This is a genomic window from Streptomyces sp. NPDC051364, from assembly GCF_040682115.1.
GTDB lineage: Bacteria > Actinomycetota > Actinomycetes > Streptomycetales > Streptomycetaceae > Streptomyces.
The window spans coordinates 135,114-158,944 of record NZ_JBFBAH010000003.1; the positions used below are offsets into that span (position 1 = coordinate 135,114).

Sequence of the window (23,831 nt, forward strand, 5' to 3'; positions counted from 1 at the left end):
CACGGGTGGCAGGACGGATCAACGACGACGACGTGAAGGCGGTACGGGACGCGGTCCCGATCGACGCCGTGGTCTCCGACTATCTCCAACTGCGCAACGCGGGCGGCGGCAACCTCAAGGGCCTCTGCCCCTTCCACGACGAGAAGTCCCCGTCCTTCCAGGTCAGCCCCAGCAAGGGTCTCTACCACTGCTTCGGCTGCCAGGCTGGCGGGGACACCCTCGACTTCATCATGAAGATCGACCACCTGTCGTTCTCGGAGGCGGTCGAGCGCCTCGCGGGGCAGGCCGGCATCACCCTGCGGTACGAGGAGGGCGGCTACACCGCCGGCACCAGCGGCCGCGGCGAGCGCATCCGGCTCGTCGAGGCGCACAAGGCGGCCGCCCAGTTCTACGTCGAGCAGCTGGGCAGCGCCGAGGCCGAGATCGGCCGCAGGTTCCTGGCGGAGCGCGGCTTCGACCAGGCCGCCGCCGAGCACTTCAGCGTCGGGTACAGCCCGGCCGGCTGGGACCACCTGACCCGCTTCCTGCGCGGCAAGGGCTTCAGCGACAAGGAGCTGATCACCTCCGGTCTGGCCCAGGACAGCCGCAGCGGCAAGCCCATCGACCGCTTCCGCGGCCGACTGATGTGGCCGATCCGCGACATCAGCGGCGAGGTGGTCGGCTTCGGCGCGCGCAAGCTGCGCGACGACGACAACGGACCGAAGTACCTGAACACGCCGGAGACGGCGATCTACAAGAAGTCCCAGGTGCTGTACGGCATCGACCTGGCGAAGAAGGAGATCGCGAAGACCTCGCGGGCCGTGGTGGTCGAGGGCTACACGGACGTGATGGCCTGCCACATGGCGGGCGTGACGACCGCGATCGCGACGTGTGGCACCGCCTTCGGCGGCGACCACATCAAGATCCTGCGCCGCCTGCTGATGGACAACGCGACGGCCGAGGTGATCTTCACCTTCGACGGCGACGCGGCCGGCCAGAAGGCCGCGCTGCGCGCCTTCGAGGACGACCAGAAGTTCGCCGCCGAAACCTCCATCACCATCGCCCCCGGCGGCATGGACCCGTGCGACCTGCGCCTGGCGCAGGGGGACGCGGCGGTGTCCGGGCTGGTGGAGGCGCGGACCCCGCTGTTCGAGTTCGCGCTGCGGCACATCGTGGCCCGGCACAACCTGGAGAACCCGGCGGGCCGGGCGGCCGCGCTGGACGAGGCGGCCCCGGTCGTCGCCAACATCAAGAACATCGCGATCCAGCACGAGTCGGCGGTCCAGCTCGCGGGGATGCTGGGCATCCGGGACGAGCAGTTCGTCGTCAAGCGGGTCGCGCAGCTGGCGCGCTGGGCGCGGGATCGGGGCAACCAGCCCGGCGGGCAGCAGCAGGGCCGCGGCCGGTCCTCGCACTCGTCGCACGAGGCTGCGCCGACGCTCTCCGGCCCGGCGCCGGGCGGACCGGCGCTGAACCTGCGCAGCCCGGCGCACCGCACCGAGCGCGAGCTGCTCAAGCTGGCGCTGCAGCGGCCGGCCCTGGTCTCGCCGGCCTTCGACGCGTACGGGGTGGACGAGTTCACCGCCCCTCCGTACGCGGCGGTCCGCGAGGCCATCCAGGCCGCGGGCGGCGCCTCCCTGGGCACCGACGACTACCTGGCTCGGGTCCGCGACGCCGCGCCGAACGACACGGTCCGCGCACTCGTCACCGAGCTGGCGGTCGAGGCCATCCACGCCAAGACAGTGGACGAGGTGTACGCGGGCGTCCAGCTGGTCCAGGTCCGGCTGCGCGCTGTCGACCGCCGGGTCCACGAGGTCCAGGGCACGATGTCGCGCCTGGGCTCCCAGGCCCCGACGGAGCAACTGGCGGCGGTCCAAGAGGAACTGTGGGTCCTCCAGCAGTACGGCCAGCGCCTGCGCAACCGCGGCGCCGAGGGCCTGTAGAGCTCCGGCTAACGCCGTCCGAACCAGTCGCCGCCCGCTATCTCGGTGCCGGACTCGCGCAGTCGGCGGGCCAGCAGCGGGGCCGCCAGGTAGACCCAGGCGGGGGTCCGGGTGCCGTCCGGGCGGACCGCGTCCCGGCGGACCCGGTCGTAGACGTTCAGCGGCCGGTCGGGGCCGTGGTACTCCTCCAGCCGGTCCAGTTCGGCCAGCAGTCTCTCGTACGCGCCGGGCGCCGGGGTGACCAGCTCGCCGACGATCTCCGATCCCGGGTGCTGGACGGCGTACGGGTAGCCGGGACCGTCGTAGAGGAGCGCGTCCGGGAGCCGCGCGGGCTCCTCGGCGGCCGTGCGGCCCCGCAGGAACAGGGCGTGGTTGACCTCCCCGGGGCGCAGGGTCCCGTACACGAAGAACGGGAGCTCGGCGGTCATCCGGCCGTCACCTCCTGCGCGACCCACGCCAGGTAGTCCGCGCTGCCCTGCACCACCGGGGTGGCGATGATCTCCGGCGTGTCGTACGGGTGCCCGGCGGTCAGCCGGTCCTCCAGGGCCGGGTAGGCGGCCGTGGTGGTCTTGAACAGCACCTGCCACTCCTGGGAGGTCTCGAGCGCGTCCTTCCAGTGGTAGACGGAGGTCACCGGCCCGGAGATCTGCGCGCAGGCGGCCAGCCGCGACTCCACCGCGGCGCGGGCGAGCGCCGCAGCCGCCTCCGCCGAATCGACCGTGGCCAGGACGGTGAGCACCCCGAGCACCGGATGCACCGGATGCACCGGATCCAGTGGCGGCTGCGACGGCGATGGCCGATCGGCTGATGTCACGGGAGCCCTCCCTCGGTTACGGCGGACAGCACGCGGTCCGGGACTTTGGTCCCGAGTCTGCCTGCGCCCTTCCACCGTACGCACCGCTGTTACACAACCTCCCGGTGGCCGTGACCGTCGCCCTCTACCGTCGGCTTGTCCTCCCTCAGACCCCTTTGGCCCGGCCCCTCATGAAGCGACCCACCCGACAGCTCACCGCCGTCCTCCTGTGCGCCTGTACCTGTGCACTCGCCGTCGGCGGCTGCGCCGCGCCCGGAGGGCTCGGCGCCGGTGAGCCCGCGCCGCCCGTGTCGGCCCAGCCGCAGCCCGAGTCGCTCTGGCCGCTGTGGACCGACCACACCCCTGCGGCGCACGGTAAGCCGGTCGGCACCCGGGAGCCCCCGCCGCAGCCGCTGAAGAACGCGCCGGAGGTGGGGCCCGGCGGGCTGCCCGCGGTGGACGTGAAGGACGTCGTGCAAGCCGACAAGCAGATGAAGCCGTTCGCCGCGAAGGGGTGGATCGACGCGCCCGGCAAGGTCGGGATCCGCCCGCCCCTGTACCGCGACCTCACGGGCGACGGGAAGCCGGAGCTGATCGTCGCCGCCGACGCCCAGACCGGGCGCACCGCGCTGACCGTGTACACCGCGGAAGGCACCCGGATCGTCCCCATCCTGTTCACCGTCGGCCGACGGATGGCCGCGGAGTCCATCGGCGGCGACCTGCTGCTGCGCACCGCCGCCGACGACGGCTCCGAGCAGGCCGTCCGCTACCACTGGGACGGCGAGCGGATGCGGGTCGTCAGCGACGAGCGGCGCTACAGCAAGTCCCAGGCGGACTGCGACAGCGGGCAGGTCCCCCAGCCGAAGCGCACCGACAGGTTCGGGGAGGCGTGCGAGTGAAGCCCGGCCTGATCCGCTGCCGCCACCTCCTGCGGGCCCTCGGCCTGCGCTGGAAGATCTCCGCCCTGCTCGCGGCCGGCTGCTCGCTCGTCGCGGTGACCATCGGCGTACTGATCCACGAGGCGCGGGCCCGGCAGGTGGGCGAGGCTGCGCGGGAGAGCGCCGTCGCCCAGCTGATCCGCGTACGCCAGGTGTACGAGCTCACCGGGCGGCTGGACGACGACAAGGTCGGCGAGGCCGATGCGTGGATCGACTGCCCCGGCCTGCCGGAGCCGCTGCGCCGGGCAGCCCTCGCGGGGCAGCGCACCACCTACCTCGACCTGTCCGGGTCCGATCCGGCGGTGTGGGCCGCGCGCCCGGTCGGCGGCGACCACGTGCTGTCCGTACGCCGGTCGCTGGCCGGCGAGCAGGCCGAACTGGCCGAACTGGACAAGCAGCTGGCGGCTTCCGGGGCCGGTGTCGTGACGCTCGCGGCGATCGGCGGGGCGCTGCTGGCGAGCCGGCTGAGCAAGGACCTGCGGACGGCGGCCGAGACGGCCCGCCGGATCAGCGAGGGCGAGCTGGACGCGCGCATCGGGGCGTCGGGCGTGCCGGGAACCCGGAACGAGGTCGCCGAACTGTCCTCGGCGGTCGACACGATGGCGGCCAGTCTTCAGCAGCGGCTGGAGGCGGAGCAGCGGTTCACGGCCGATGTGGCGCACGAACTGCGGACACCGCTGACGGGGCTGCACACCGCGGCCGAGCTGCTGCCGGCGGGGCGGCCGACGGAGCTGGTCCGGGACCGGGTCGCGGCGCTGCGGACGCTGACCGAGGACCTGCTGGAGGTCGCACGGCTGGACGCGCGCCGGGAGGAGGCGCAGCTGGCGGTGCACGCGCTGGGTCCGCTGGTCGCGACGATCACCCGGCGGGCGGGGGTGGCGGCGGAGGTGGTCGGGGCGGACTGCCCGGCCCCGGTCCGTACGGACGTCCGCCGCCTGGAGCGGATCCTGACGAACCTGCTGGTCAACGCCCGTCGCCACGGCGGTGACCCGGTCACGGTGATGGTTTACGGGAACACGGTGACCGTACGGGACTGCGGTCCGGGCTTCCCGGCGAAGCTGCTGCGGGAGGGGCCGCAGCGGTTCCTGACGGGTGCGGCCGAACGGGGCCAGGGGACGGGGCTGGGTCTGACCATCGCCTTCGGCCAGGCGCAGGTGATCGGCGCGCGGGTGACCCTGTCCAACCCGGCCCCGGCGGGCGCGGCGGCGACGGTGACGCTCCCTGCGGGCTGAGTCCCGCCGGGCCCGGCCCCGGCCCGAGCCCCGTACGAGCCCCGGCCCGGGCCCGGCCTCACCCGGACGGGGTGGGTCACCTGAACGGCCGAAGCCAGGGGCCGTGACCTGCGGCAAAGGTCGCCCGCCGGACAGATCTGATGGAACATCAGCAGGCGGGCCGCGGCCCGGCCGGGTTTCCTCGGGAACACGACCCCGCGCCTCCAGGAGTCCCCATGCGCCGACGCACCGCTCACGTGCTCACCGCCACCGCGCTGACCGCCGCCGCGTTCACGGGCCCGGTCGCCGGCGCGGTGGCCGCCGCGGAACTCGGCACGGCGGGCTTCGCGCCCGGCGACTTCGCGAAACTGGAGGTGTGGCCGAAATCCGCCGCCCCCGGGGCGAGCGTCACCGTGAACACCACCGCCTGCGGCTCGGGCAGCCATGCCGACGGCGATGCCACCACGGTCGGCGGCGGCCGCTTCAAGCTGGTGCCCGGCACCCACAAAGAGGTGGTCATCGGGCAGTTCCAGATCGCCCGCGGCACCCGCCCCGGCACCTACAACATCGGCGCGACCTGCGCCGACGGCAAGTTCGCCACCGGCGACCTGGTCGTCACCGAACGCGGCCCGCAGGGCCACGTCCGCACCGGGGTGGGTGGCGGGACGACCACCACCGTCGACCCCACCAAGATCACGGCGGGAGCGGCCGTGCTGGCCGCCGCCGCCGTCGGCGGTACCTGGCTCCTGCGTCGCCGGGCGAGCGGCACGCGGAGCTGACGGGCGCCCACCGCGGCTGCGGCCGCGGTCCGACCGGTACCGTCCCCCGTCGCCCGCCCCGCGAGGTCCCCCCGTTCGCGGGGCCGGGCGACGGCCTGCCACACGGAACACGGACCCGGAACACAGCCAGGGGGCACCCATGGGCAGAGGCCAGGCCGGCCGCGGCGGGCTCGTCGCGCTCACCGCCTGTGTCGGCATCTGGCTCGTCGGCAGCGGATCCGGCCAGTCCGTCGGGCCTCCGCTGCCCTCCCCCGCAGAGGCGCTGAGCGGCCGGGCGAGCTACCCCGGCAGCATCGCCCCGCTCCCCGGATCCCCGCCGACCCGGATCCGGATCCCGTCCATCCGGGTCGACGCCCCGCTGACCGGGCTGGGCCTGGGGCGTGACGGCAGCATCGAAGTGCCCCCGCCCGCGCGCCGCGACCTGGCGGGCTGGTACCGGGACGGCACCACCCCCGGCGCCGTCGGCACCGCCGTGGTCGTCGGGCACGTCGACCACGCCGCCGGCCCGGCGGTCTTCTACCACCTCGGCGCACTGCACCGCGGAGCCGCGATCGAGGTGCCGCGCGCGGACGGACGTACGGCCGTGTTCACCGCGCACGCGGTCGAGGTCTACGAAGCCGACCGCTTTCCGGACACCCGCGTGTACGGGCCCTCGCCGCGCGCCGAGCTCCGGGTGATCACCTGCGGCGGGGGCTTCTCGCCGCGTACCGGCTACCAGGGCAACGTGGTCGTCTTCGCCCACCTCACCGGCACGTACTAGCAGGGAGCGGAGAGCGGCAAGCAGCAAGCAGGGACGGTCGGACCGGTCAGCCCCACTGCTCCAGACCGAGCTTGATCACCAGTGCGCCGACCACGGTCAGCAGCACGCCACGGACGAACCCGCTCCCCTTCTTCAGCGCCATCCGGGCCCCGATCATGCCGCCGGCCAGGTTGAACACCGCCATCAGCGCGGCCAGCTGCCACAGCACCATGCCCTGGTAGGCGAACATCGCGAGCGCCCCGGCGTTCGTGCAGCAGTTGACGATCTTGGCGGTGGCGGAGGCGGTGACCAGGTCGAGGTGGAGCAGCGCGGTGAGGGCGAGCACCAGGAAGGTGCCGGTGCCGGGCCCGATGAGCCCGTCGTAGAAGCCGATGCCGAGGCCCGCGAGCCCGATGGCGAGCAGCACCCGCTGCCGGCTGACCGGCGCGGTCGACGGGGCGGTGCCGAAGCCCGGCTTGAAGAGCACGATGCCCGCGACGACCACGAGCACCCCCATGATCAGCGGGCGAAGGGCGTCCTTGCTGATCCCGCCGGCCAGCGCGGCACCGCCCATGGATCCGGCGAGCGCGGCCAGGCCGATCCGGACGGCGATCTTCACGTCCACCGGGGCCTTGCGTACGTACGTCACCGCCGCGCCCGCGGTGCCGACGATGGCCACGGCTTTGTTGGTGCCGAGCACGGCGGCGGGGTGGGCGTTCGGCAGGCCGAGGAGCAGTGCGGGCAGGAGCAGCAGCCCGCCGCCGCCCACCACCGCGTCGATCCAGCCGGCCGCCGCGGCGGCCACGCACAGCACGATGATCATCGTCATTGATATGTCAGGCACGCCCACGACCCTATGAAGCCGATCGGTGCAGGACCCATCAATCCCCGGAAACTTGCGCAAAGGTTGAGCTTTCCCGGGCCGGTACCCGGTCCGGAGCCACCGGAGCCGCCGGGTCCACGGTCGCCGTCAGCACGGTCGCGGCCGGCACGCCGGCCAGCCCCGGCCCGGCCCGGCGGCGAGCCGTCGCGCGGGCGGTACGGAGGCCGGCGCGGCGGCGCCCGCCCGCAGCGCGGAGGGCCGGCGCGGCTTGCGGTGCCGGGCCTGCGCCCTGCCGGCCGACGGAACGGGAGCGGCGAATGCAGCGGCCCCGACCGGTACGGACAGGGGAACGTGCAGCGGATGACGCATGGCGCGGCAGCCTCTCGGAAGCAGGTCGGGGTCAGAAGCCGAAGCACTCGGAATGGATGCGTCCGGCCGGCACCCCGGCCCGCAGCAGCGCGCTCTGCGTCGCCTCGGCCATCCCCGGCGGCCCGCAGAGGTACACGTCGTGCTCGGCCAGGTCCGGCACCAGCGCGAGCAGCGTCTGCGGGGCCGGCGGATCTCCCCCAGCTACCGCTGGGAGGTGCCCCCAGGCATCCGAGGACCCGAGCAGGTAGTGCAGCCCGGCCTGCCGCTCGACGGCGATGGCCTCCGGCTCGGACCGCAGTACGAGGCCTCACCGACCCTTGACCCGGGCGCTGAGGTGCGCGTTCCGTCCGGGTAACAACGGCGATGCGGCGGGGAAACAGCGGCCGCGCACGCTCATGCCATGACATCGGAGCAGCAGCGTGTGGTGGTGATCGGCGGCGGCCTCGCGGGCCTGCGGCTCGCTGCGCGGCTGGGCGCGGGTACGGGTACGGGTGCCGGTACGGATGTGACGGTCCTCGGCGAGGAGCCGCACGTCCCGTACAACCGGGTCCTGCTGGCGGACGTGCTGGCGGGCCGGTACGCACCGGAGGTGACCGCCCTCCCGGCCCCCGGTCCGGCGCTGCGGCGCGGTGTCCGGGCGGTCCGCATCGACCGCGCCGACCGGGCGGTCCACTGCGACGACGGCAGCACGGAGCGGTACGACACGCTGGTCCTGGCCACGGGCTCCAACGCGGTCCTCCCGCCGCTGCGCGGGCTGTTCGAACCCGAGGGGCGGGAACTGCCCGACGGGGTCCACGCGTTCCGCACCATGGACGACTGCCTGGCCCTGTCGGCGGCCGTGGCCGTACGGGAGGGCGTGCGCGCGGTGGTGATCGGCGGCGGCCTCCTCGGCGTCTCCGCGGCCCGCGCCCTGGCCGAACGCGGCGCCCAGGTGGTCCTGGCCCAGCAGGGCGAACGGCTGATGGAACGCCAGCTGGACGCGGACGCCTCGGCGCTGCTGCACACGCACCTCACCGCCCTCGGCATCGAGATCCACACGGAATGCCGGGTCCGCGGCCTGACGACAGCGCAGGACACCGGCCGGCGGCGGGTCACCGGGGTCGAGTTCGCCGACGGGTACCGGCTCGATGCCGATGTCGTCGTGCTCGCCTGCGGCGTGCGGCCCCGGACCGGGCTCGCGCTCGCCGCCGGGCTCGAGGTGCGCACCGGGATCGTCGTGGACGACCGGCTGCGGACCGGCGACCCCCGCATCCACGCCATCGGCGACTGCGCCGAGCACGCCGGCCGGGTGTACGGCCTCGCGGGCCCCGCGCTGGAGCAGGCCGACGCCCTCGCCGCGCAGCTGACCGGCACCACCGGTACCGCCGCCGCCCCCCGATACACCGGAACCCGCGCCCTCACCCGCCTCACCCTCACCACCGCCGGAGGCACCGGAACCGGTACCGGCTCCCTCGATCTCGCCGCGTTCGGCGAGACCACCCCGCTCCCCGGCGACGACGTGGTCCGCCTCGCCGACGCCACCCGCCGGACCTACCGGAAGGTCGTCGTCCGCGGCGACCGCCTCGTCGGCGGCGTCCTCCTCGGCGAACTCTCCAGCGTGGGCGCCCTCGCCCGCAGCTGGGAGGACGAGGAGGACCTGACCGACCTGTTCCACCTGCTCACCGACGACGGAGGCTCCTGATCATGGCCGCAGCCACGCCCACGCCCACTCCCGCCATCGTGCTCATCGGCCACGGCATGGTCGGCCAGCGCTACCTCGAGGCACTCGCCGAGCGCGGGGCCACGGCCACGCACCGGATCACCGTGCTCTGCGAGGAGCCCCGGCCGGCCTACGACCGCGTTCACCTCACCTCGTACTTCTCCGGAAGCACCCCCGAGGACCTCTCCCTCACCCCCGCCGGCTTCATGGAGCAGCACGGGATCGAGCTGCACCTCGGCGACCCCGCCGAGTCCATCGACCGCGAGGCCCGTACCGTCACCTCCCGCTCCGGGCAGGTGTTCCCGTACGACGTGCTCGTCCTGGCGACCGGCAGCTACCCCTTCGTGCCGCCCGTCCCCGGCAAGGACGCCCCCGGCTGCTTCGTCTACCGCACCATCGAGGACCTGTTCGCGATCGAGGAGTACGCGAAGACCCGCACCAGCGGCGCCGTCGTCGGCGGCGGCCTCCTCGGGCTCGAGGCCGCCGGCGCCCTCCAGGGCCTCGGCCTCGCCACCCGCATCGTGGAGTTCGCCCCGCGCCTGATGCCCGTCCAGGTCGACGACGGCGGCGGCGCGGCCCTGCTGCGCACCATCGAGTCGATGGGGCTGACGGTCCACACCGGCGTCGGCACCCAGGAGGTCGTCACCGGCGAGGACGGCCACGTCAGCGGAATGCGGCTCTCCGACGGCTCCACCGTCGACACCGACCTCGTCGTCTTCTCCGCCGGGGTCCGCCCCCGCGACCAGCTCGCCCGCGACTCGGGCCTGACCGTCGGCGAGCGCGGCGGCATCGGCGTCGACGCCCGCTGCCGCACCTCCGACCCGCGCGTCTACGCCATCGGCGAGTGCGCGCTGGCCACCGACGGCCGCGTCTACGGACTGGTCGCCCCCGGCTACGAGATGGCCGAGACCGCCGCCGAGGACCTCCTGGGCCGCGACAAGGAGTTCACCGGAGCCGACCTCTCCACCAAGCTCAAGCTGCTCGGCGTGGACGTGGCCTCCTTCGGCGACGCCCACGGCGCCACCCAGGGCAGCCTCGACGTCGTCTACTCCGACTCCCGCTCCGGCGTCTACAAGAAGCTGGTCGTCTCCCCCGACGGGGTGCTGCTCGGCGGGGTCCTGGTCGGCGACGCCGACTCGTACGGCCTGCTGCGCCCGCTCACCGGCAGCGTCCCGCCCGTCAGTCCCGACCAGCTGGTCCTGCCCGCCGGCCTCGGCGCGCCCGCGGCGCTCGGCCCGTCGGCGCTCCCCGACTCCGCGGTGATCTGCTCCTGCCACAACGTCACCAAGAAGGCGATCACCGCCTGCGCCACACTCCCCGAGGTCAAGCAGTGCACGAAAGCGGGCACCGGCTGCGGCAGCTGCCTCAAGGTGATCGGCCAGCTGCTGCCCGCGGCCGCCGACAAAGGGCTGTGCGACTGCTTCCCCTTCACCCGCGCCGAGCTCTACGAGATCGTCCGTACCCGTCGGCTGACCTCGTACGAGCAGCTCCTCGACGGCCACGGCCGGGAGGCGGCCCGCGGCGGCGACGGCTGCGAGGTCTGCAAGCCGACCGTCGGCTCGATCATCGCCTCGCTCGCCCCCACCCTCGGCGCGAGCGGTTACGTCCTCGACGGGGAGCAGGCCGCCCTCCAGGACACCAACGACCACTTCCTCGCGAACCTCCAGCGCAACGGCTCGTACTCGGTCGTCCCGCGCATCCCCGGTGGTGAGATCACCCCCGACAAGCTCATCGTGATCGGGGAGGTCGCCCGCGACTTCGGGCTCTACACGAAGATCACCGGCGGCCAGCGCATCGACCTCTTCGGCGCCAGCGTCGACCAGCTCCCGCGGATCTGGGCCCGGCTCGTCGAGGCCGGGTTCGAGTCCGGCCACGCGTACGGGAAGGCCCTGCGCACGGTGAAGTCCTGCGTCGGCCAGACCTGGTGCCGGTACGGGGTCCAGGACAGCGTGCGGATGGCCATCGACCTGGAGCTGCGCTACCGGGGCCTGCGCGCCCCGCACAAGCTCAAGTCGGCGGTGTCCGGCTGCGCGCGCGAGTGCGCGGAGGCGCAGAGCAAGGACTTCGGGGTGATCGCGACGGCGAACGGCTGGAACCTGTACGTCGGCGGGAACGGCGGGGCCACCCCGCGCCACGCGGACCTGCTGGCCCAGGACCTGTCCGACGCCGAACTGGTCCGGCTCATCGACCGGTTCCTGATGTTCTACATCCGCACGGCGGACCGGCTGGAGCGCACCTCGACCTGGCTGGACCGGCTGGAGGGCGGCCTGGACCACCTGCGGGACGTGGTCGTGCACGACTCGCTCGGGCTGTGCGCGGAGCTGGAGTCGCTGATGGCCGACCACGTGTCGCACTACCGCGACGAATGGGCCGAAACGCTCCAGGACCCGGAGCGGCTGCGCCGGTTCGTGTCCTTCGTCAACGCGCCGGGCGCCCCCGACCCGACCGTGAAGTTCGTTCCCGAACGCGACCAGGTCAAGCCCGACCTGACCATTCTCAACATCCGGCCGCTGGAGGCCGTGGGAGGCATCCGATGACCGTGGAACTGCATGTGGCCGAAGGCTGGCTGACGGTGTGCGAGCTGTCCGACCTGACCCCCGGACGGGGGGTGGCGGTCCTGCTGCCCGACGGGAGCCAGGCCGCGGTGTTCATCGGCCGCTCGGGCGGTATGTACGCCATCGACAACCAGGACCCGTTCACCGGGGCGGCCGTGCTCTCGCGGGGGCTGGTCGGATGCATCGACGGCAAGCCGTTCGTGGCCTCGCCGCTGCTGAAGCAGCGCTTCGACCTCGCCACGGGCCGCTGTCTGGACGACGAGGAGGCGGCGGTCCGGACCTATCCGGTGCGGACCGCCGTGACCTCCGGCGCGGTGGCGTAGCGAGGGCGTGGGGCGGACTTGGCGGGTGCGTGGCGGGGCGTCAGCCCTGGACGGCCGCCGGGTCCATCCAGACGTACTCCCAGACGTGGCCCTCCAAGTCCTCGAAGGCGCGGCCGTACATGAAGCCGAGGTCCTGGGCCGGGCGGGGCTCGGTGCCGCCCGCCGCGAGGGCGGCGTCGACCACCTCGTCGACCTTCTCCCGGCTGTCCGCGCTCAGGGCGAGCATGACCTCGGTGGTCTTGGTGGCGTCCGCCACCTCCTTGGTGGCGAAGTCCTTGAACCGGGCCTCGGTCATCAGCATCGCGAAGATCGTGTCGCTGATGACGAGGCAGCCGGTCGACTCGTCGCTGAACTGGGGGTTGAACGAGTAGCCGAGCTTGCCCCAGAACGCCTTGGCGGCATCGATGTCCTTGACCGGCAGGTTGACGAAGATCATGGTGGGCATCTCGGTCCCTCTTCTCTCGTGTGGTGTGCTTTCGAGAGATAGACCGGGGGCGCCGGGAAAACTCATCGCTCCCGTGAAAACTTTTCCGATGATCTCCGCGGGGCGGCCGGCCGAGGCCCGTCACCGCAGGTCAGACGGTGGAGCGGAGTTCCAGCGCGGCCAGCGGTACGAACCCGCAGGCGTCCTCCCTCCGGAGCAGCGCGGGATCCGGCCCGGCCAGCCGCCGGTGCAGGGCCAGCGCGATCCGCTCGCCGGTCGCCTTCGCCCGCTCCGCGGTCGGCCCCCGGTGCAGGCCGTCGACGGTGGCGTGCCACAGCTGCACCCAGCGCCCGAAGTCCTCGGCGGTCAGCGCCCGCGCCGCGTGCAGGGCGGCGTGCGGGGCGAAGGCGTCGCGCCGGTAGTCGGCCGTGCGGAACAGGGCCCGCTCCCAGAAGTCGGTGATCCGGCACAGGTGGACCTCGAGGTCCGTCCCGGCGATCTCGGTGAAGAACGGCCCGATGCGCCGGTCGGCGAAGGCGGCGGTGTAGAAGCGGCGCAGCACGACGGCGAGGTCGGCGCGGCCGGAGATGTCGTTGTCCGCGGCGAACTGGTTCATTGCTTGACCATCCTTGCCGAAGCGGCGTCCCTCCAGGGCGGAAAGTCCCCCGATTCGTCACATCGTGCGGATCGAAACATCGTGCGGATCGAACGCAAACCGGTCGCCCCCGCGTCACGCCGCGTTGAGACTGCGGCAATTCGGCGCTCGTAGGGTCCTGTGCGCGTGCGACTCCGCGCCTGACCGGGTGCGGAGCCCCTCCTCCCACAGGAGTGACCGTGGAACGTCGTACCTTCCTGCGCGGCGCCGTCATCGGATCCTCGGCCGCCGCCTTCGGCGGCACGCTGACGCACGGGGCCGCCTACGCGGCGCCCGCCCAGCCCGGCGCGGGGCCCTACGGGGCCCTCGGCGCGGCGGACGCGAACGGCATCCAGCTGCCCGCAGGCTTCAGCAGCCGGGTGATCGCCCGGTCCGGCCAGAACGTCGGCCCCACGAGCTACAAGTGGCACAGCGCCCCCGACGGCGGCGCCTGTTTCACGGACGGCACCGGCTGGATCTACGTCTCCAACTCCGAGATCAACCCGTCCGGCGGCGCGAGCGCGGTGAAGCTGAACTCCTCCGGGGCGGTCACCGGCGCCTACCGGATCCTCTCCGGCACCCGGCAGAACTGCGCCGGCGGCAAAACCCCGTGGAACACGTGGCTGTCCTGCGAGGAGGTGAGCCTGGGCTACGTCTACGAGACCGACCCGTACGGGGTGAACGCGGCCGTGCAGCGGCCGGCTCTGGGCCGGTTCAAGCACGAGGCCGCGGCCGCCGACCCGGTGCGCCAGGCGATCTACCTGACCGAGGACGAGACCAACGGCTGCTTCTACCGGTTCCTGCCCACGACCTGGGGCAACCTGTCCTCCGGCACCCTCCAGGTGCTGGTGGCCGGCACCGCCACCTCCGGCTCCTTCACCTGGGCGAACGTGCCCGACCCGGACGGCTCGCCGACCACGACCCGCACCCAGGTCTCCGGCGCCAAGCACTTCAACGGCGGCGAGGGCTGCCACTACGCCGGCGACACGGTCTGGTTCACCACCAAGGGCGACAACCGGGTCTGGCAGGTCGACCTGGCGAGCGGCACGTACGAACTGGCCTACGACGACTCGCTCGTGCCCGGCGGTGCGGCCCCGCTGACGGGCGTGGACAACGTCACCGGGTCCTCGTACGGGGACCTGTACGTGGCCGAGGACGGCGGCAACATGGAGATCTGCGTGATCACCCCGGACGACGTGGTCGCCCCGTTCCTGCGGATCACCGGCCAGTCCTCCTCGGAGATCACCGGCCCGGCCTTCTCCCCCGACGGCACCCGGCTGTACTTCTCGAGCCAGCGCGGCACGACGGGCAGCTCCTCGGGCGGCATCACGTACGAGGTGACCGGACCCTTCCGGGTCTGACGGTGGCCCTCCCCACGGCCCCGGACCGCGATTGCCGGTCCGGGGCCGTGGGCGGCTACGAGGCCACCGCGCCGCCCTTGAGGAGCGCGGCCCCCAGCGGGGTCACCGTGTGCAGGACGGCGTTGCCCCGGCGCAGGGTGGTGACCAGGCCCGCCTCGCGCATCACGCAGGCGTGCTGGCTCGCGGAGGCCAGCGAGACCCCGGCCCTGCGGGCCAGTTCGCTGGTGGTGGCGCCGTCGCCGATGGCCCGCAGCACCACCGAGCGGGTGTGCCCGACGAGCTTGCCCAGCGTGCGCTGGCGCTGCTCCTCCAGGGGCCGAATCGATTCGCCGCCGGTGGGCGCCGAGGCAAGCTGCGCGGCGGCCGGGTAGACCAGCACCGGGGGCAGCTCCGGGTCGTGCAGGGTCACGGCGGTCTTCCGGCAGAAGAACGACGGCTGGAGCAGCAGCCCGCGCCCCCGCAGCCGTACGTCGCGGTCCACGGGGTAGTCGCACTCCAGGACCGGAGCACGCCAGCGCAGCATCGGCGGCAGCGAGGCCAGCAGCTCGTCTGCGCCGCCGTCGAGGAGGGCCCGGCCGCGCGCGGCCCGCTCGGCCTCGATCTGGGCCTGGATGTGCGTCCAGTACGGCTCCACGGCCGCCCGGTGGTAGCCGCGCAGCTCGCCCAGCAGCCTCGGCAGGTGCTTGGTGCCGCCGTCCATGAAGTCCCGCAGCCGCCGCGGGACCGGCGCGTCGGCGCCTCCGCTCACGGCCGAGGGCATGCCGAACGCGGCTCCCACGCCCGTGCCCGCGCCCAGCAGCGTCAGCTCGCGCCGCATCCGCTCGGGGCGGATCCCGCGCAGGGCGTCGAGTCCCACGTCCCACCCGTACTGCCCCTCCACAGGGGTCAGGAAATCGGGAAAATACCCGCGACTCGGTATGAGCGCACCAAGTAAACGTGTTTCACTATTCAACCTGCTCCGGGTTTCCGTACGCCATTCACCGAAGAGCCGGGCATCGCGCCGGTCTCTTAAGCGGTGAAAACTCAGAATCGTTTCCCACAACGCATCGGGACGCCCTGCCATCCGTACGCGTGCCAGGTCCACTCCAGTGAAATGGATACGCAGCACCGAACCCCCACCTGTGCAACCGCAATCCCCCCGCCCCATGAGTATGCATGCCGTCACACGACGTCACCACGCCCTTTCGGCCACAGTTGAAACCCCTTTCGGCGGGGGCGTGACAACCGAAATCCTGTACTCCGCCAGGGACACTCCAGTGCGACCGAAACGCTCCGTGAAGGCCGTGGGGGGCTTTGCGGGGCCTGGCGGTCGGTCGCACCGGGAAGCGCCGACGTGCCTGGCAGATTGACAGCGGGCGGTGGACGGGTGGGGATCCGTCCACCGCCTGCTGGCGTAAAGATTTGTTGAACAACAAAAAATGGGCGCGTCCGCCCTCGGGGGTCAGGGAACCCGGGGGCGGACGCGCAGTCAGCAGGCCCTGTCAGGGCCGTGGAGGGGTCAGCGGCTGTCGCTGCCCTTCGCCTCGGCGGCGGCCCGGCCGGCCTCCAGGCGCGCCACCGGGATCCGGAAGGGCGAGCAGGAGACGTAGTCGAGACCGACCTCGTGGAAGAAGTGGACGGACTCCGGGTCGCCGCCGTGCTCGCCGCAGACGCCGAGCTTGAGGTCGGGGCGGGTGGCCCGGCCGGCCTGGACCGCGCTGCGGACCAGCGCGCCGACGCCGTCCTTGTCGATGGTCTCGAACGGCGATACCCCGAAGATGCCCTTCTCCAGGTACGCGGTGAAGAAGCTGGCCTCGACGTCGTCGCGGGAGAAGCCCCACACCGTCTGGGTCAGGTCGTTCGTGCCGAAGGAGAAGAACTGCGCCGCCTCGGCGATCTGCCCGGCCGTGAGGGCGGCGCGGGGCAGCTCGATCATCGTGCCGATGGTCAGCTTGAGGCTGGTGCCGGTCGCGGCCTCGACCTCGGCGATGACCGCGTCGGCCTCCTCGCGGACGATCTCCAGCTCCTGGACGGTGCCCACGAGCGGGACCATGATCTCGGCGCGCGGGTCACCCTTGGCGTTCTTGCGCTCGGCGGCGGCCTCGGCGATCGCCCGGACCTGCATGGCGAACAGACCGGGGATGACCAGGCCGAGACGGACACCACGCAGACCCAGCATCGGGTTCTGCTCGTGCAGCTTGTGCACGGCCTGGAGCAGGCGCAGGTCGTTCTCGTTGGCGTCCTTGCGGGCCTCGGCGAGGGCGACGCGCACCGACAGCTCGGTGATGTCGGGCAGGAACTCGTGCAGCGGCGGGTCGAGGAGGCGGACGGTGACGGGCAGGCCGTCCATCGCCTCGAACAGCTCGACGAAGTCCTTCTTCTGCAGCGGCAGGAGGGCGCTCAGTGCCGCCTCGCGCTCCTTGTCGGTGTCCGCGAGGATCAGGCGCTCCACCAGCTCGCGGCGCTCACCGAGGAACATGTGCTCGGTACGGCACAGGCCGATGCCCTGGGCGCCGAAGCGGCGGGCGCGCAGCGCGTCCTCGGCGTTGTCGGCGTTGGCACGCACCCGCAGCCGGCGGACGCGGTCCGCGTACGCCATGATCCGGTGCACGGCGGCGACCAGCTCGTCGGCGTCGTCGGCGCCGGCGTGCATGCGGCCCTCGAAGTACTCGACGACCGGGGACGGTACGACGGGTACCTCACCGAGGTAGACCTTGCCGGTGGAGCCGTCGATGGAGACGACGTCACCCTCTTCGACGACCGTCCCGCCGACCGTCATGCGGCGACGCTTGGTGTCGACCTCGAGGTCCTCGGCGCCGCAGACGCAGGTCTTGCCCATGCCGCGGGCCACGACGGCGGCGTGCGAGGTCTTGCCGCCGCGGGAGGTCAGGATGCCCTCGGAGGCGATCATGCCGTCCAGGTCGTCCGGGTTGGTCTCGCGGCGGATCAGGATGACCTTCTCGCCGGAGCGGGACCACTTGACGGCCGTGTACGAGTCGAAGACGGCCTTGCCGACCGCCGCACCCGGGGAGGCGGCGATGCCGCGGCCGAGCAGGGTGGTCTTGGCGTCCTCGTCGAAGCGCGGGAACATCAGCTGCGCCAGCTGGGCGCCGTTGACGCGCTGGAGGGCCTCGGCCTCGTCGATCAGGCCCTGGTCGACGAGCTGGGTGGCGATCCGGAAGGCGGCACCGGCGGTGCGCTTGCCGACGCGGGTCTGCAGCATCCACAGCTGGCCGCGCTCGATGGTGAACTCGATGTCGCAGAGATCCTTGTAGTGGGTCTCCAGCGTCGTCATGATCGTCATGAGCTGGTCGTACGAGGCCTTGTCGATCGCCTCGAGGTCCGCCAGCGGGACGGTGTTGCGGATGCCCGCGACGACGTCCTCGCCCTGGGCGTTCTGGAGGTAGTCGCCGTACACGCCGGCGTGGCCGCTGGCGGGGTCGCGGGTGAACGCGACGCCGGTGCCGGAGTCGGGGCCGAGGTTGCCGAAGACCATGGAGCAGATGTTGACCGCGGTGCCCAGGTCGCTCGGGATGCGCTCCTGGCGGCGGTAGAGCTTGGCGCGGTCGGTGTTCCACGAGTTGAAGACCGCCTCGACGGCGAGGTCCAGCTGCTCGCGGGCGTCCTGCGGGAACTCGCGGCCGGCCTGCTTGGCGACGATCTTCTTGAAGCGGGTGACCAGCTTCTTCAGGTCGGCGGCGTCGAGGTCGGTGTCGACGGTGACCTTCTTGGCGGCCTTGGCCTCGTCGAGGGCTTCCTCGAAGAGCTCGCCCTCGACCCCGAGGACGGTCTTGCCGAACATCTGGATGAGGCGGCGGTATGAGTCCCACGCGAAGCGCTCGTTGCCGGCCTGGGAGGCGAGGCCGACGACGGACTCGTCGGAGAGGCCGATGTTGAGGACCGTGTCCATCATGCCGGGCATGGAGAACTTGGCACCGGAGCGCACGGAGACCAGCAGCGGGTCGTCCGACTGGCCGAGCTTCTTGCCCATCTTCGCCTCGAGGGCGGCCAGGTGGGCGCTGACCTCGTCGCGCAGCGCGGCCGGGGCCTCACCGCTGGCGAGGTAGACCTTGCAGGCCTCGGTGGTGATGGTGAAGCCGGGAGGGACCGGCAGACCCAGGTTGGTCATCTCGGCGAGGTTGGCCCCCTTGCCGCCGAGAAGGTCCTTGAGGTCGCGGTTTCCATCGGTGAAGTCGTAGACGAACTTCTGATCTTTGTTTTCCGACACGGGTCTCGACTCCTCGAGGACTCGGTGGCTGCCCTGACGGCCAGGAACATACCCAGATCGAAGGCTTCTGGGTACGTCCACTTGGTCGTCATATGGCTGTAACCACTCGTGCGCCAGCAGATCGAAAGTAACCGATGAGTAGCCAGAACCTACGAAGAGCGTTCACCTCCCGAAGGATCAAGGGCCTCCCGAGGCTTGTTTCCGCTCGGATGAGCGATCATCGATACATTTGCGTTCAAGTCTTGAACGAACAAAGGGTGGCACCCAGTGCCACCCTTTGGAAGTCTTACCCGTGATTTTCGCGCTCATGTGAGCGCAACCCCACCCATGCGTGGCGTATGTCACGCCGTCGGCGGCATAATTTGTCAGCTGTTTCTCAGCCTCCGGACGTGTCCAGTTCGGCGTCCTCGCTCACCCCGGCACAGTCGTACGGATCCTTCAGCCAGCCGTCCGGCAGGACAACCCGGTTGTTTCCGGACGTCCGGCCGCGCGGGCCGTCCGCGCTGTCGGGCCACGGCTGGTCCAGGTCGAGCTCGCTCAGATGAGCATCCAGCTCGGCCAGGGACGAGGTGACCGCCAGCCTCTTCCGCATCTCGGAACCCACCGAGAAGCCCTTGAGGTACCAGGCCACGTGCTTACGGAAGTCGATCACCCCGCGCGCCTCGTCGCCGATCCACTCACCCAGCAGCTCGGCGTGCCGGTGCATGGTGGCCGCGACCTCGCGCAGCGTGGGCTTGTGGAAGTCTTCGGGGCGCCCCTCGAAGGCCGCCACCAGGTCGTTGAACAGCCACGGGCGGCCCAGGCAGCCGCGCCCGACGACCACGCCGTCGCAGCCGGTCTCGCGGACCATGCGCAGCGCGTCCTCGGCGCACCAGATGTCCCCATTGCCGAGCACGGGGATCTCAGGCACGTGCTCCTTGAGCCGCGCGATGGCGTCCCAGTCGGCGGTCCCGCCGTAGTGCTGGGCGGTCGTGCGCCCGTGCAGGGCGATGGCGGTGACGCCCTCCTCGACGGCGATCCGGCCGGCGTCCAGGTAGGTGAGGTGGTCGTCGTTGATGCCCTTGCGCATCTTCATGGTGACCGGCAGGTCGCCGGCGCCCGCGACGGCCTCGCGCAGGATCGCGCGCAGCAGGTTCCGCTTGTACGGGAGCGCGGAGCCGCCGCCCTTGCGGGTCACCTTGGGGACCGGGCAGCCGAAGTTCAGGTCGATGTGGTCGGCCCGGTCCTCTTCGACGATCATGCGGACCGCCTTGCCGACCGTCGCCGGGTCGACTCCGTACAGCTGGATCGAACGGGGCTTCTCGGTCTCGTCGAAGTGGATCAGCTGCATGGTCTTCTCGTTGCGCTCGACCAGGGCGCGGGTCGTGATCATCTCGCTCACGAACAGCCCCTTGCCGCCGCTGAACTCGCGGCAGAGGGTACGGAACGGGGCATTGGTGATGCCGGCCATGGGGGCGAGCACCACGGGGGGCTGCACGGTGTGCGGGCCGATCGCGAGCGGCGGGGGGAGCGTGGTCATCCCCCCATTGTCGCTTAGCCGAAGCACAGCACGCATTTCTTTAGTTAGGCGTACTATCGTAAACATGTCCGAGCCGAGCCTCCGCCGGAGGATGCTGGTCCTGGCGATCTGCTGCATGAGCCTGCTCATCGTCAGCCTCGACGTGACCGTCCTCAACGTCGCCCTGCCCTCGATGCGCCGTGAGCTGGACGCCTCCGTCGCCGGTATGCAGTGGACGATCGACGCGTACACGCTGGTCCTGGCCTCGCTGCTGATGCTGGCGGGCTCCACGGCGGACCGGATCGGGCGCCGCAAGGTCTTCGCCGCGGGGCTCGTCGTCTTCACCGCGGGTTCGCTGCTCTGCTCGCTGGCGCCGACCTTGGAGTGGCTGATCGCCTTCCGGATGGTCCAGGCCGTGGGCGGCTCGATGCTCAACCCGGTCGCCATGTCGATCATCACCAACACCTTCACGGCGCCGCGCGAGCGGGCCCGCGCCATCGGCGTCTGGGGCGCGGTGGTCGGCATCTCCATGGCCGTGGGCCCGCTGATCGGCGGGCTGCTCGTGGATTCGGTCGGCTGGCGGTCCATCTTCTGGATCAACCTCCCGGTCGGGCTGCTGGCCTTCGCGCTGACCCTGCGGTTCGTCCCGGAGTCGCGGGCCGGACACCCGCGCCGCCCGGACCCGGTGGGCCAACTGCTGGTCATGGCCCTGCTGGGGTCCGTGACGTACGGGATCATCGAGGCGCCGACCGCCGGCTGGAGCTCGCCGGTCATCCTCGGCTGCACGGCCCTGGCCGTGGCCTCGCTGGCCGGGCTGCTGTTCTACGAGCCGCGACGGGCGGAGCCGCTGATCGACCCGCGGTTCTTCCGGAGCGCTCCGTTCAGCGGCGCGACGGTGATAGCGATCAGTGCCTTTGCCGCGCTGTCCGGGTTCCTGTTCCTGAACACCCTGTACCTGCAGGACGTACGGGGGCTCAGCGCGCTCGACGCCGGGCTCTACATGCTGCCGATGGCCCTGATGACGTTCCTCTGCGCACCGCTGTCGGGCCGACTGGTCGGCAATCGGGGGCCGCGGCCCTCGCTGCTGATCGCGGGGACGGCGATGGCGGCGAGCGGGGTGCTGTTCGCCGCCTTCTCCGCGGAGACCTCGACACCGCTGCTGTTCACCGCGTACGTGCTGTTCGGGCTGGGCTTCGGCATGGTGAACGCGCCCATCACCAACACGGCGGTCTCCGGGATGCCCCGGGCCCAGGCGGGGGTCGCGGCCGCGGTCGCCTCCACCAGCAGGCAGACCGGCGGCACGCTGGGCGTGGCCGTGATCGGCGCGGTCCTGGCGGCCGGGACGGCGAGCGGCGCCGATTTCGTCGAGGCGACCCGGCCGGCCTGGTGGATCATCACGGGCTGCGGGCTGCTCGCACTCGTCGTGGGCGCCGCCACCAGTGGCCGGTGGGCCATGGGGACGGCGGCGCGGACCGCCCGGACGCTGGAGCGGACGGGCATGGCATCCTCGCAGGCGGCCGGAGCTCCGCCGCGCGGCTGACGACCGGGCGGGCCGTCCGGGAGGCCGCCTACTCGCCGCAGTTGAAGTCGTCGGCGTTCGAGTCGATCCGGGCCAGCAGGCCGCGCAGTGCGTCCTGGTCTTGCTGCGAGAGCGCGGCGAACATGGAGAGTTCGACCTCGTCGAGGGCCGCGTTCGTCTTGGCGAGGGCGGCCGATCCGGCCTCGGTGATGGCCACGTTGTGGCGGCGGCGGTCGGCCGGATCCCGGCGGCGCAGGGCGAGGCCCTCACCCTCCAGGTCGTTGAGGATGCCGACCAGCACGCTCGGGTCCACCTCGAGCTGCTCGGCGAGTGCCCGCTGGCCGATGGGGCCGTCCTCCAGGCGCATCAGCGTCATCGCGTGCCGCGGGGTGAGCCCGGCCGCGCTGAGCGCCTTCTTCATGCGGGTCTCGGTGATCGAGCCGTGCCAGGCCAGCAGCAGGCCCAGCCGCTGCGGTGGGTGCGGAGACTCCTGAGCTGCCGTCATATCAGACATCGTAACAACCGGGGAATGGTTGCGGAGGTTCGATCGTTGATGCTATTCAATGATTCAATACCCCCGATCATTGGAGCTCTTCATGTTCATTGCGTACGCCGTCGTCGCCGGCCTGCTCGCACTCGTCCTGGTCGCGTCCGCCACGCTCACACTCCAGCGCAACGACGCGATCGTGGCGAGCATGCAGAAGGTCCAGGTCCCCGACGCCTGGCTGCCCCGGCTGGCCACCCTGAAGGCGGCCGGCGCGATAGGCCTGGTCGCAGGCCTTTGGGTGACTCCGCTGGGCGTGGCCGCGGCCGTCGGCGTGACCCTCTACTTCATCGGCGCGGTCATCAGCCACCTGCGCGTGAAGGACTTCGAACTGGCCCCGGCGGCCACCCTCGCCCTGGTCGCCGCGACGGCGCTCGCCCTGCGGGTGGCGGCGCAGTAACCCTGACGGGTGACAGATATTGAAATCTGTCACCCGTCATGCCATGGTTGTTCCATGACCAAGAACGAGAACACCCGCACCCTCGGCTCGACCGGCCCCTCCGTCTTCCCCCTGGGGCTGGGCTGTATGGGCATGTCCGCCCTGTATGGGGAGGCCGACCGCACCGAGTCGATCGCGACCATCCACGCCTACCTGGACGCCGTCCCCGCCGGAACGAGTGCGCTGCTCGACACCGGCGACTTCTACGGCATGGGGCACAACGAGATGCTCATCGGCGAGGCCCTGCGCACCGCGCCCGCCGCTGCCCGCGAGCAGGCGCTGATCAGCGTGAAGTTCGGCGCCCTGCGCACCGTCGAGGGCGGATTCACCGGCTACGACGGCCGCCCCGAGGCCGTCAAGAACTTCCTGGCCTACTCGCTCCAGCGCCTGGGCCGGGACCACATCGACATCTACCGGATCGCCCGTGTCGACCCGGCCGTCCCGATCGAGGAGACCGTCGGCGCCATCGCCGAGGCCGTCGAGGCCGGGCACGTGCGGCACATCGGCCTCTCTGAGGTCGGCGCGGACACGCTGCGCAGAGCCGCGGCCGTGGCCCCGATCGCGGACCTCCAGATCGAGTACTCGCTGATCTCCCGCGGCATCGAGGAGGAGATCCTGCCGACCGCCCGCGAGCTGGGCATCGGCGTCACGGCGTACGGGGTACTGAGCCGCGGTCTGATCAGCGGGCACTTCAGCCGCGACCGGGAGCTGGCGCCGGGCGACTTCCGCGGGATGAGCCCCCGCTTCCAGGGCGAGAACCTGCAGCGCAACCTCGACCTGGTCGACGCCCTGCGCAAGGTCGCGGAGGGCAAGGGGGTCAGCGTCGCCCAGACCGCCATCGCCTGGGTGCTCTCGCGCGGCAAGGACATCGTGCCGCTGGTGGGCGCCCGTCGCCGGGACCGGCTGTCCGAGGCACTGGGTGCCATGGACGTGGAGCTGACCCCTGCGGACCTGGCGGCCGTCGAGGAGGCGGTCCCGGCGGGAGCCGCGGCCGGCGAGCGGTACCCGGAAGCGCAGATGGCCCACCTCGACAGCGAGCACTGAGCGGGCGGTA

General features: G+C 72.0%; 22 protein-coding genes. 12 read left to right on the forward strand and 10 right to left on the reverse strand.

Going from position 1 to position 23,831, the window contains the following annotated elements:
* Positions 1-5 precede the first annotated feature (5 nt).
* A complete protein-coding gene (dnaG, locus tag AB0M76_RS07650) occupies positions 6-1,922 on the forward strand; it encodes a DNA primase (protein ID WP_365952042.1) in 1,917 nt (638 codons plus the stop codon).
* An 8-nt stretch (positions 1,923-1,930) separates the two neighbouring features.
* Here the strand turns inward: dnaG and AB0M76_RS07655 are convergent, their stop codons facing one another.
* Positions 1,931-2,350, reverse strand: coding sequence for a gamma-glutamylcyclotransferase family protein (locus tag AB0M76_RS07655; RefSeq protein ID WP_365952043.1), 420 nt, complete (start codon positions 2,348-2,350; stop codon positions 1,931-1,933).
* Positions 2,347-2,670 (reverse strand): divalent-cation tolerance protein CutA, encoded by a 324-nt coding sequence (gene cutA, locus AB0M76_RS07660; protein ID WP_365952349.1) that lies wholly within the window; start codon positions 2,668-2,670, stop codon positions 2,347-2,349. The genes AB0M76_RS07655 and cutA overlap by 4 nt, the downstream gene beginning before the upstream one ends.
* A 236-nt stretch (positions 2,671-2,906) precedes the next feature.
* Between cutA and AB0M76_RS07665 the strand changes: the two genes are divergently transcribed.
* The 4 genes from AB0M76_RS07665 to AB0M76_RS07680 all read left to right on the forward strand — a co-directional run bounded on the left by AB0M76_RS07665 (position 2,907) and on the right by AB0M76_RS07680 (position 6,403).
* A complete protein-coding gene (locus tag AB0M76_RS07665; protein WP_365952044.1) occupies positions 2,907-3,614 on the forward strand; it encodes a hypothetical protein in 708 nt (235 codons plus the stop codon).
* Positions 3,605-4,885 (forward strand): HAMP domain-containing sensor histidine kinase, encoded by a 1,281-nt coding sequence (locus AB0M76_RS07670; RefSeq protein ID WP_365952045.1) that lies wholly within the window; start codon positions 3,605-3,607, stop codon positions 4,883-4,885. The genes AB0M76_RS07665 and AB0M76_RS07670 overlap by 10 nt, the downstream gene beginning before the upstream one ends.
* A 215-nt stretch (positions 4,886-5,100) precedes the next feature.
* Positions 5,101-5,643, forward strand: a complete 543-nt coding sequence (locus AB0M76_RS07675; RefSeq protein WP_266667239.1) for a hypothetical protein — start codon at positions 5,101-5,103, stop codon at positions 5,641-5,643.
* A 139-nt stretch (positions 5,644-5,782) separates the two neighbouring features.
* Positions 5,783-6,403 (forward strand): class F sortase, encoded by a 621-nt coding sequence (locus AB0M76_RS07680; RefSeq protein ID WP_365952046.1) that lies wholly within the window; start codon positions 5,783-5,785, stop codon positions 6,401-6,403.
* A gap of 46 nt (positions 6,404-6,449) precedes the next feature.
* Here AB0M76_RS07680 and AB0M76_RS07685 read toward each other — a convergent pair whose 3' ends face one another.
* Together AB0M76_RS07685 and AB0M76_RS07690 are read right to left on the reverse strand one after the other, a co-directional pair.
* On the reverse strand, positions 6,450-7,226 hold the full coding sequence (locus AB0M76_RS07685; protein ID WP_365952047.1) for a TSUP family transporter: 777 nt from the start codon (positions 7,224-7,226) through the stop codon (positions 6,450-6,452).
* 379 nt (positions 7,227-7,605) lie between these two features.
* Complete coding sequence (locus tag AB0M76_RS07690; RefSeq protein WP_365952048.1) at positions 7,606-7,734, reverse strand: hypothetical protein; 129 nt, start codon at positions 7,732-7,734, stop codon at positions 7,606-7,608.
* Positions 7,735-7,974: 240 nt separating this feature from the next.
* Here AB0M76_RS07690 and AB0M76_RS07695 point away from each other — a divergent pair, with 240 nt between their 5' ends.
* Genes AB0M76_RS07695 through nirD form a run of 3 tightly spaced genes read left to right on the forward strand, consistent with a single transcriptional unit; the run spans position 7,975 to position 12,151 of the window.
* Positions 7,975-9,255: an FAD-dependent oxidoreductase gene (locus AB0M76_RS07695; protein ID WP_365952049.1), complete on the forward strand. Its 1,281-nt coding sequence runs from the start codon at positions 7,975-7,977 to the stop codon at positions 9,253-9,255.
* A 2-nt stretch (positions 9,256-9,257) separates the two neighbouring features.
* On the forward strand, positions 9,258-11,810 hold the full coding sequence (gene nirB / locus AB0M76_RS07700) for a nitrite reductase large subunit NirB (protein WP_365952050.1): 2,553 nt from the start codon (positions 9,258-9,260) through the stop codon (positions 11,808-11,810).
* Positions 11,807-12,151, forward strand: coding sequence for a nitrite reductase small subunit NirD (nirD, locus tag AB0M76_RS07705; protein WP_266667226.1), 345 nt, complete (start codon positions 11,807-11,809; stop codon positions 12,149-12,151). Before nirB ends, nirD begins: the two co-directional genes overlap by 4 nt.
* Before the next feature lie 40 nt (positions 12,152-12,191).
* On the opposite strand, the gene AB0M76_RS07710 is transcribed toward nirD, so the two are convergent.
* Entirely contained in the window at positions 12,192-12,596 is a 405-nt protein-coding gene (locus tag AB0M76_RS07710; protein WP_053785341.1) for a VOC family protein, read from the reverse strand.
* Between the two features lie 130 nt (positions 12,597-12,726).
* The gene (locus AB0M76_RS07715; protein ID WP_365952051.1) at positions 12,727-13,191 is read right to left on the reverse strand and encodes a group III truncated hemoglobin; all 465 of its coding nucleotides are present in this window, start codon (positions 13,189-13,191) and stop codon (positions 12,727-12,729) included.
* Positions 13,192-13,409: 218 nt separating this feature from the next.
* Here AB0M76_RS07715 and AB0M76_RS07720 point away from each other — a divergent pair, with 218 nt between their 5' ends.
* Positions 13,410-14,570, forward strand: a complete 1,161-nt coding sequence (locus tag AB0M76_RS07720; RefSeq protein ID WP_365952052.1) for an alkaline phosphatase PhoX — start codon at positions 13,410-13,412, stop codon at positions 14,568-14,570.
* 55 nt (positions 14,571-14,625) lie between these two features.
* On the opposite strand, the gene AB0M76_RS07725 is transcribed toward AB0M76_RS07720, so the two are convergent.
* The 3 genes from AB0M76_RS07725 to dusB all read right to left on the reverse strand — a co-directional run bounded on the left by AB0M76_RS07725 (position 14,626) and on the right by dusB (position 20,296).
* Complete coding sequence (locus tag AB0M76_RS07725) at positions 14,626-15,678, reverse strand: helix-turn-helix domain-containing protein (protein ID WP_266994360.1); 1,053 nt, start codon at positions 15,676-15,678, stop codon at positions 14,626-14,628.
* Positions 15,679-16,068: 390 nt separating this feature from the next.
* Complete coding sequence (gene ppdK, locus AB0M76_RS07730; protein WP_365952053.1) at positions 16,069-18,777, reverse strand: pyruvate, phosphate dikinase; 2,709 nt, start codon at positions 18,775-18,777, stop codon at positions 16,069-16,071.
* Between the two features lie 376 nt (positions 18,778-19,153).
* Complete coding sequence (dusB, locus tag AB0M76_RS07735) at positions 19,154-20,296, reverse strand: tRNA dihydrouridine synthase DusB (RefSeq protein ID WP_328621539.1); 1,143 nt, start codon at positions 20,294-20,296, stop codon at positions 19,154-19,156.
* Positions 20,297-20,360: 64 nt separating this feature from the next.
* Between dusB and AB0M76_RS07740 the strand changes: the two genes are divergently transcribed.
* Positions 20,361-21,815, forward strand: a complete 1,455-nt coding sequence (locus AB0M76_RS07740) for an MFS transporter (protein WP_365952054.1) — start codon at positions 20,361-20,363, stop codon at positions 21,813-21,815.
* A 28-nt stretch (positions 21,816-21,843) separates the two neighbouring features.
* Here the strand turns inward: AB0M76_RS07740 and AB0M76_RS07745 are convergent, their stop codons facing one another.
* Complete coding sequence (locus tag AB0M76_RS07745) at positions 21,844-22,299, reverse strand: MarR family winged helix-turn-helix transcriptional regulator (protein ID WP_365952055.1); 456 nt, start codon at positions 22,297-22,299, stop codon at positions 21,844-21,846.
* A 91-nt stretch (positions 22,300-22,390) separates the two neighbouring features.
* Here AB0M76_RS07745 and AB0M76_RS07750 point away from each other — a divergent pair, with 91 nt between their 5' ends.
* Positions 22,391-22,738: a DoxX family protein gene (locus AB0M76_RS07750; protein WP_365952056.1), complete on the forward strand. Its 348-nt coding sequence runs from the start codon at positions 22,391-22,393 to the stop codon at positions 22,736-22,738.
* Between the two features lie 54 nt (positions 22,739-22,792).
* A complete protein-coding gene (locus tag AB0M76_RS07755) occupies positions 22,793-23,821 on the forward strand; it encodes an aldo/keto reductase (protein WP_365952057.1) in 1,029 nt (342 codons plus the stop codon).
* Positions 23,822-23,831: the final 10 nt, after the last annotated feature.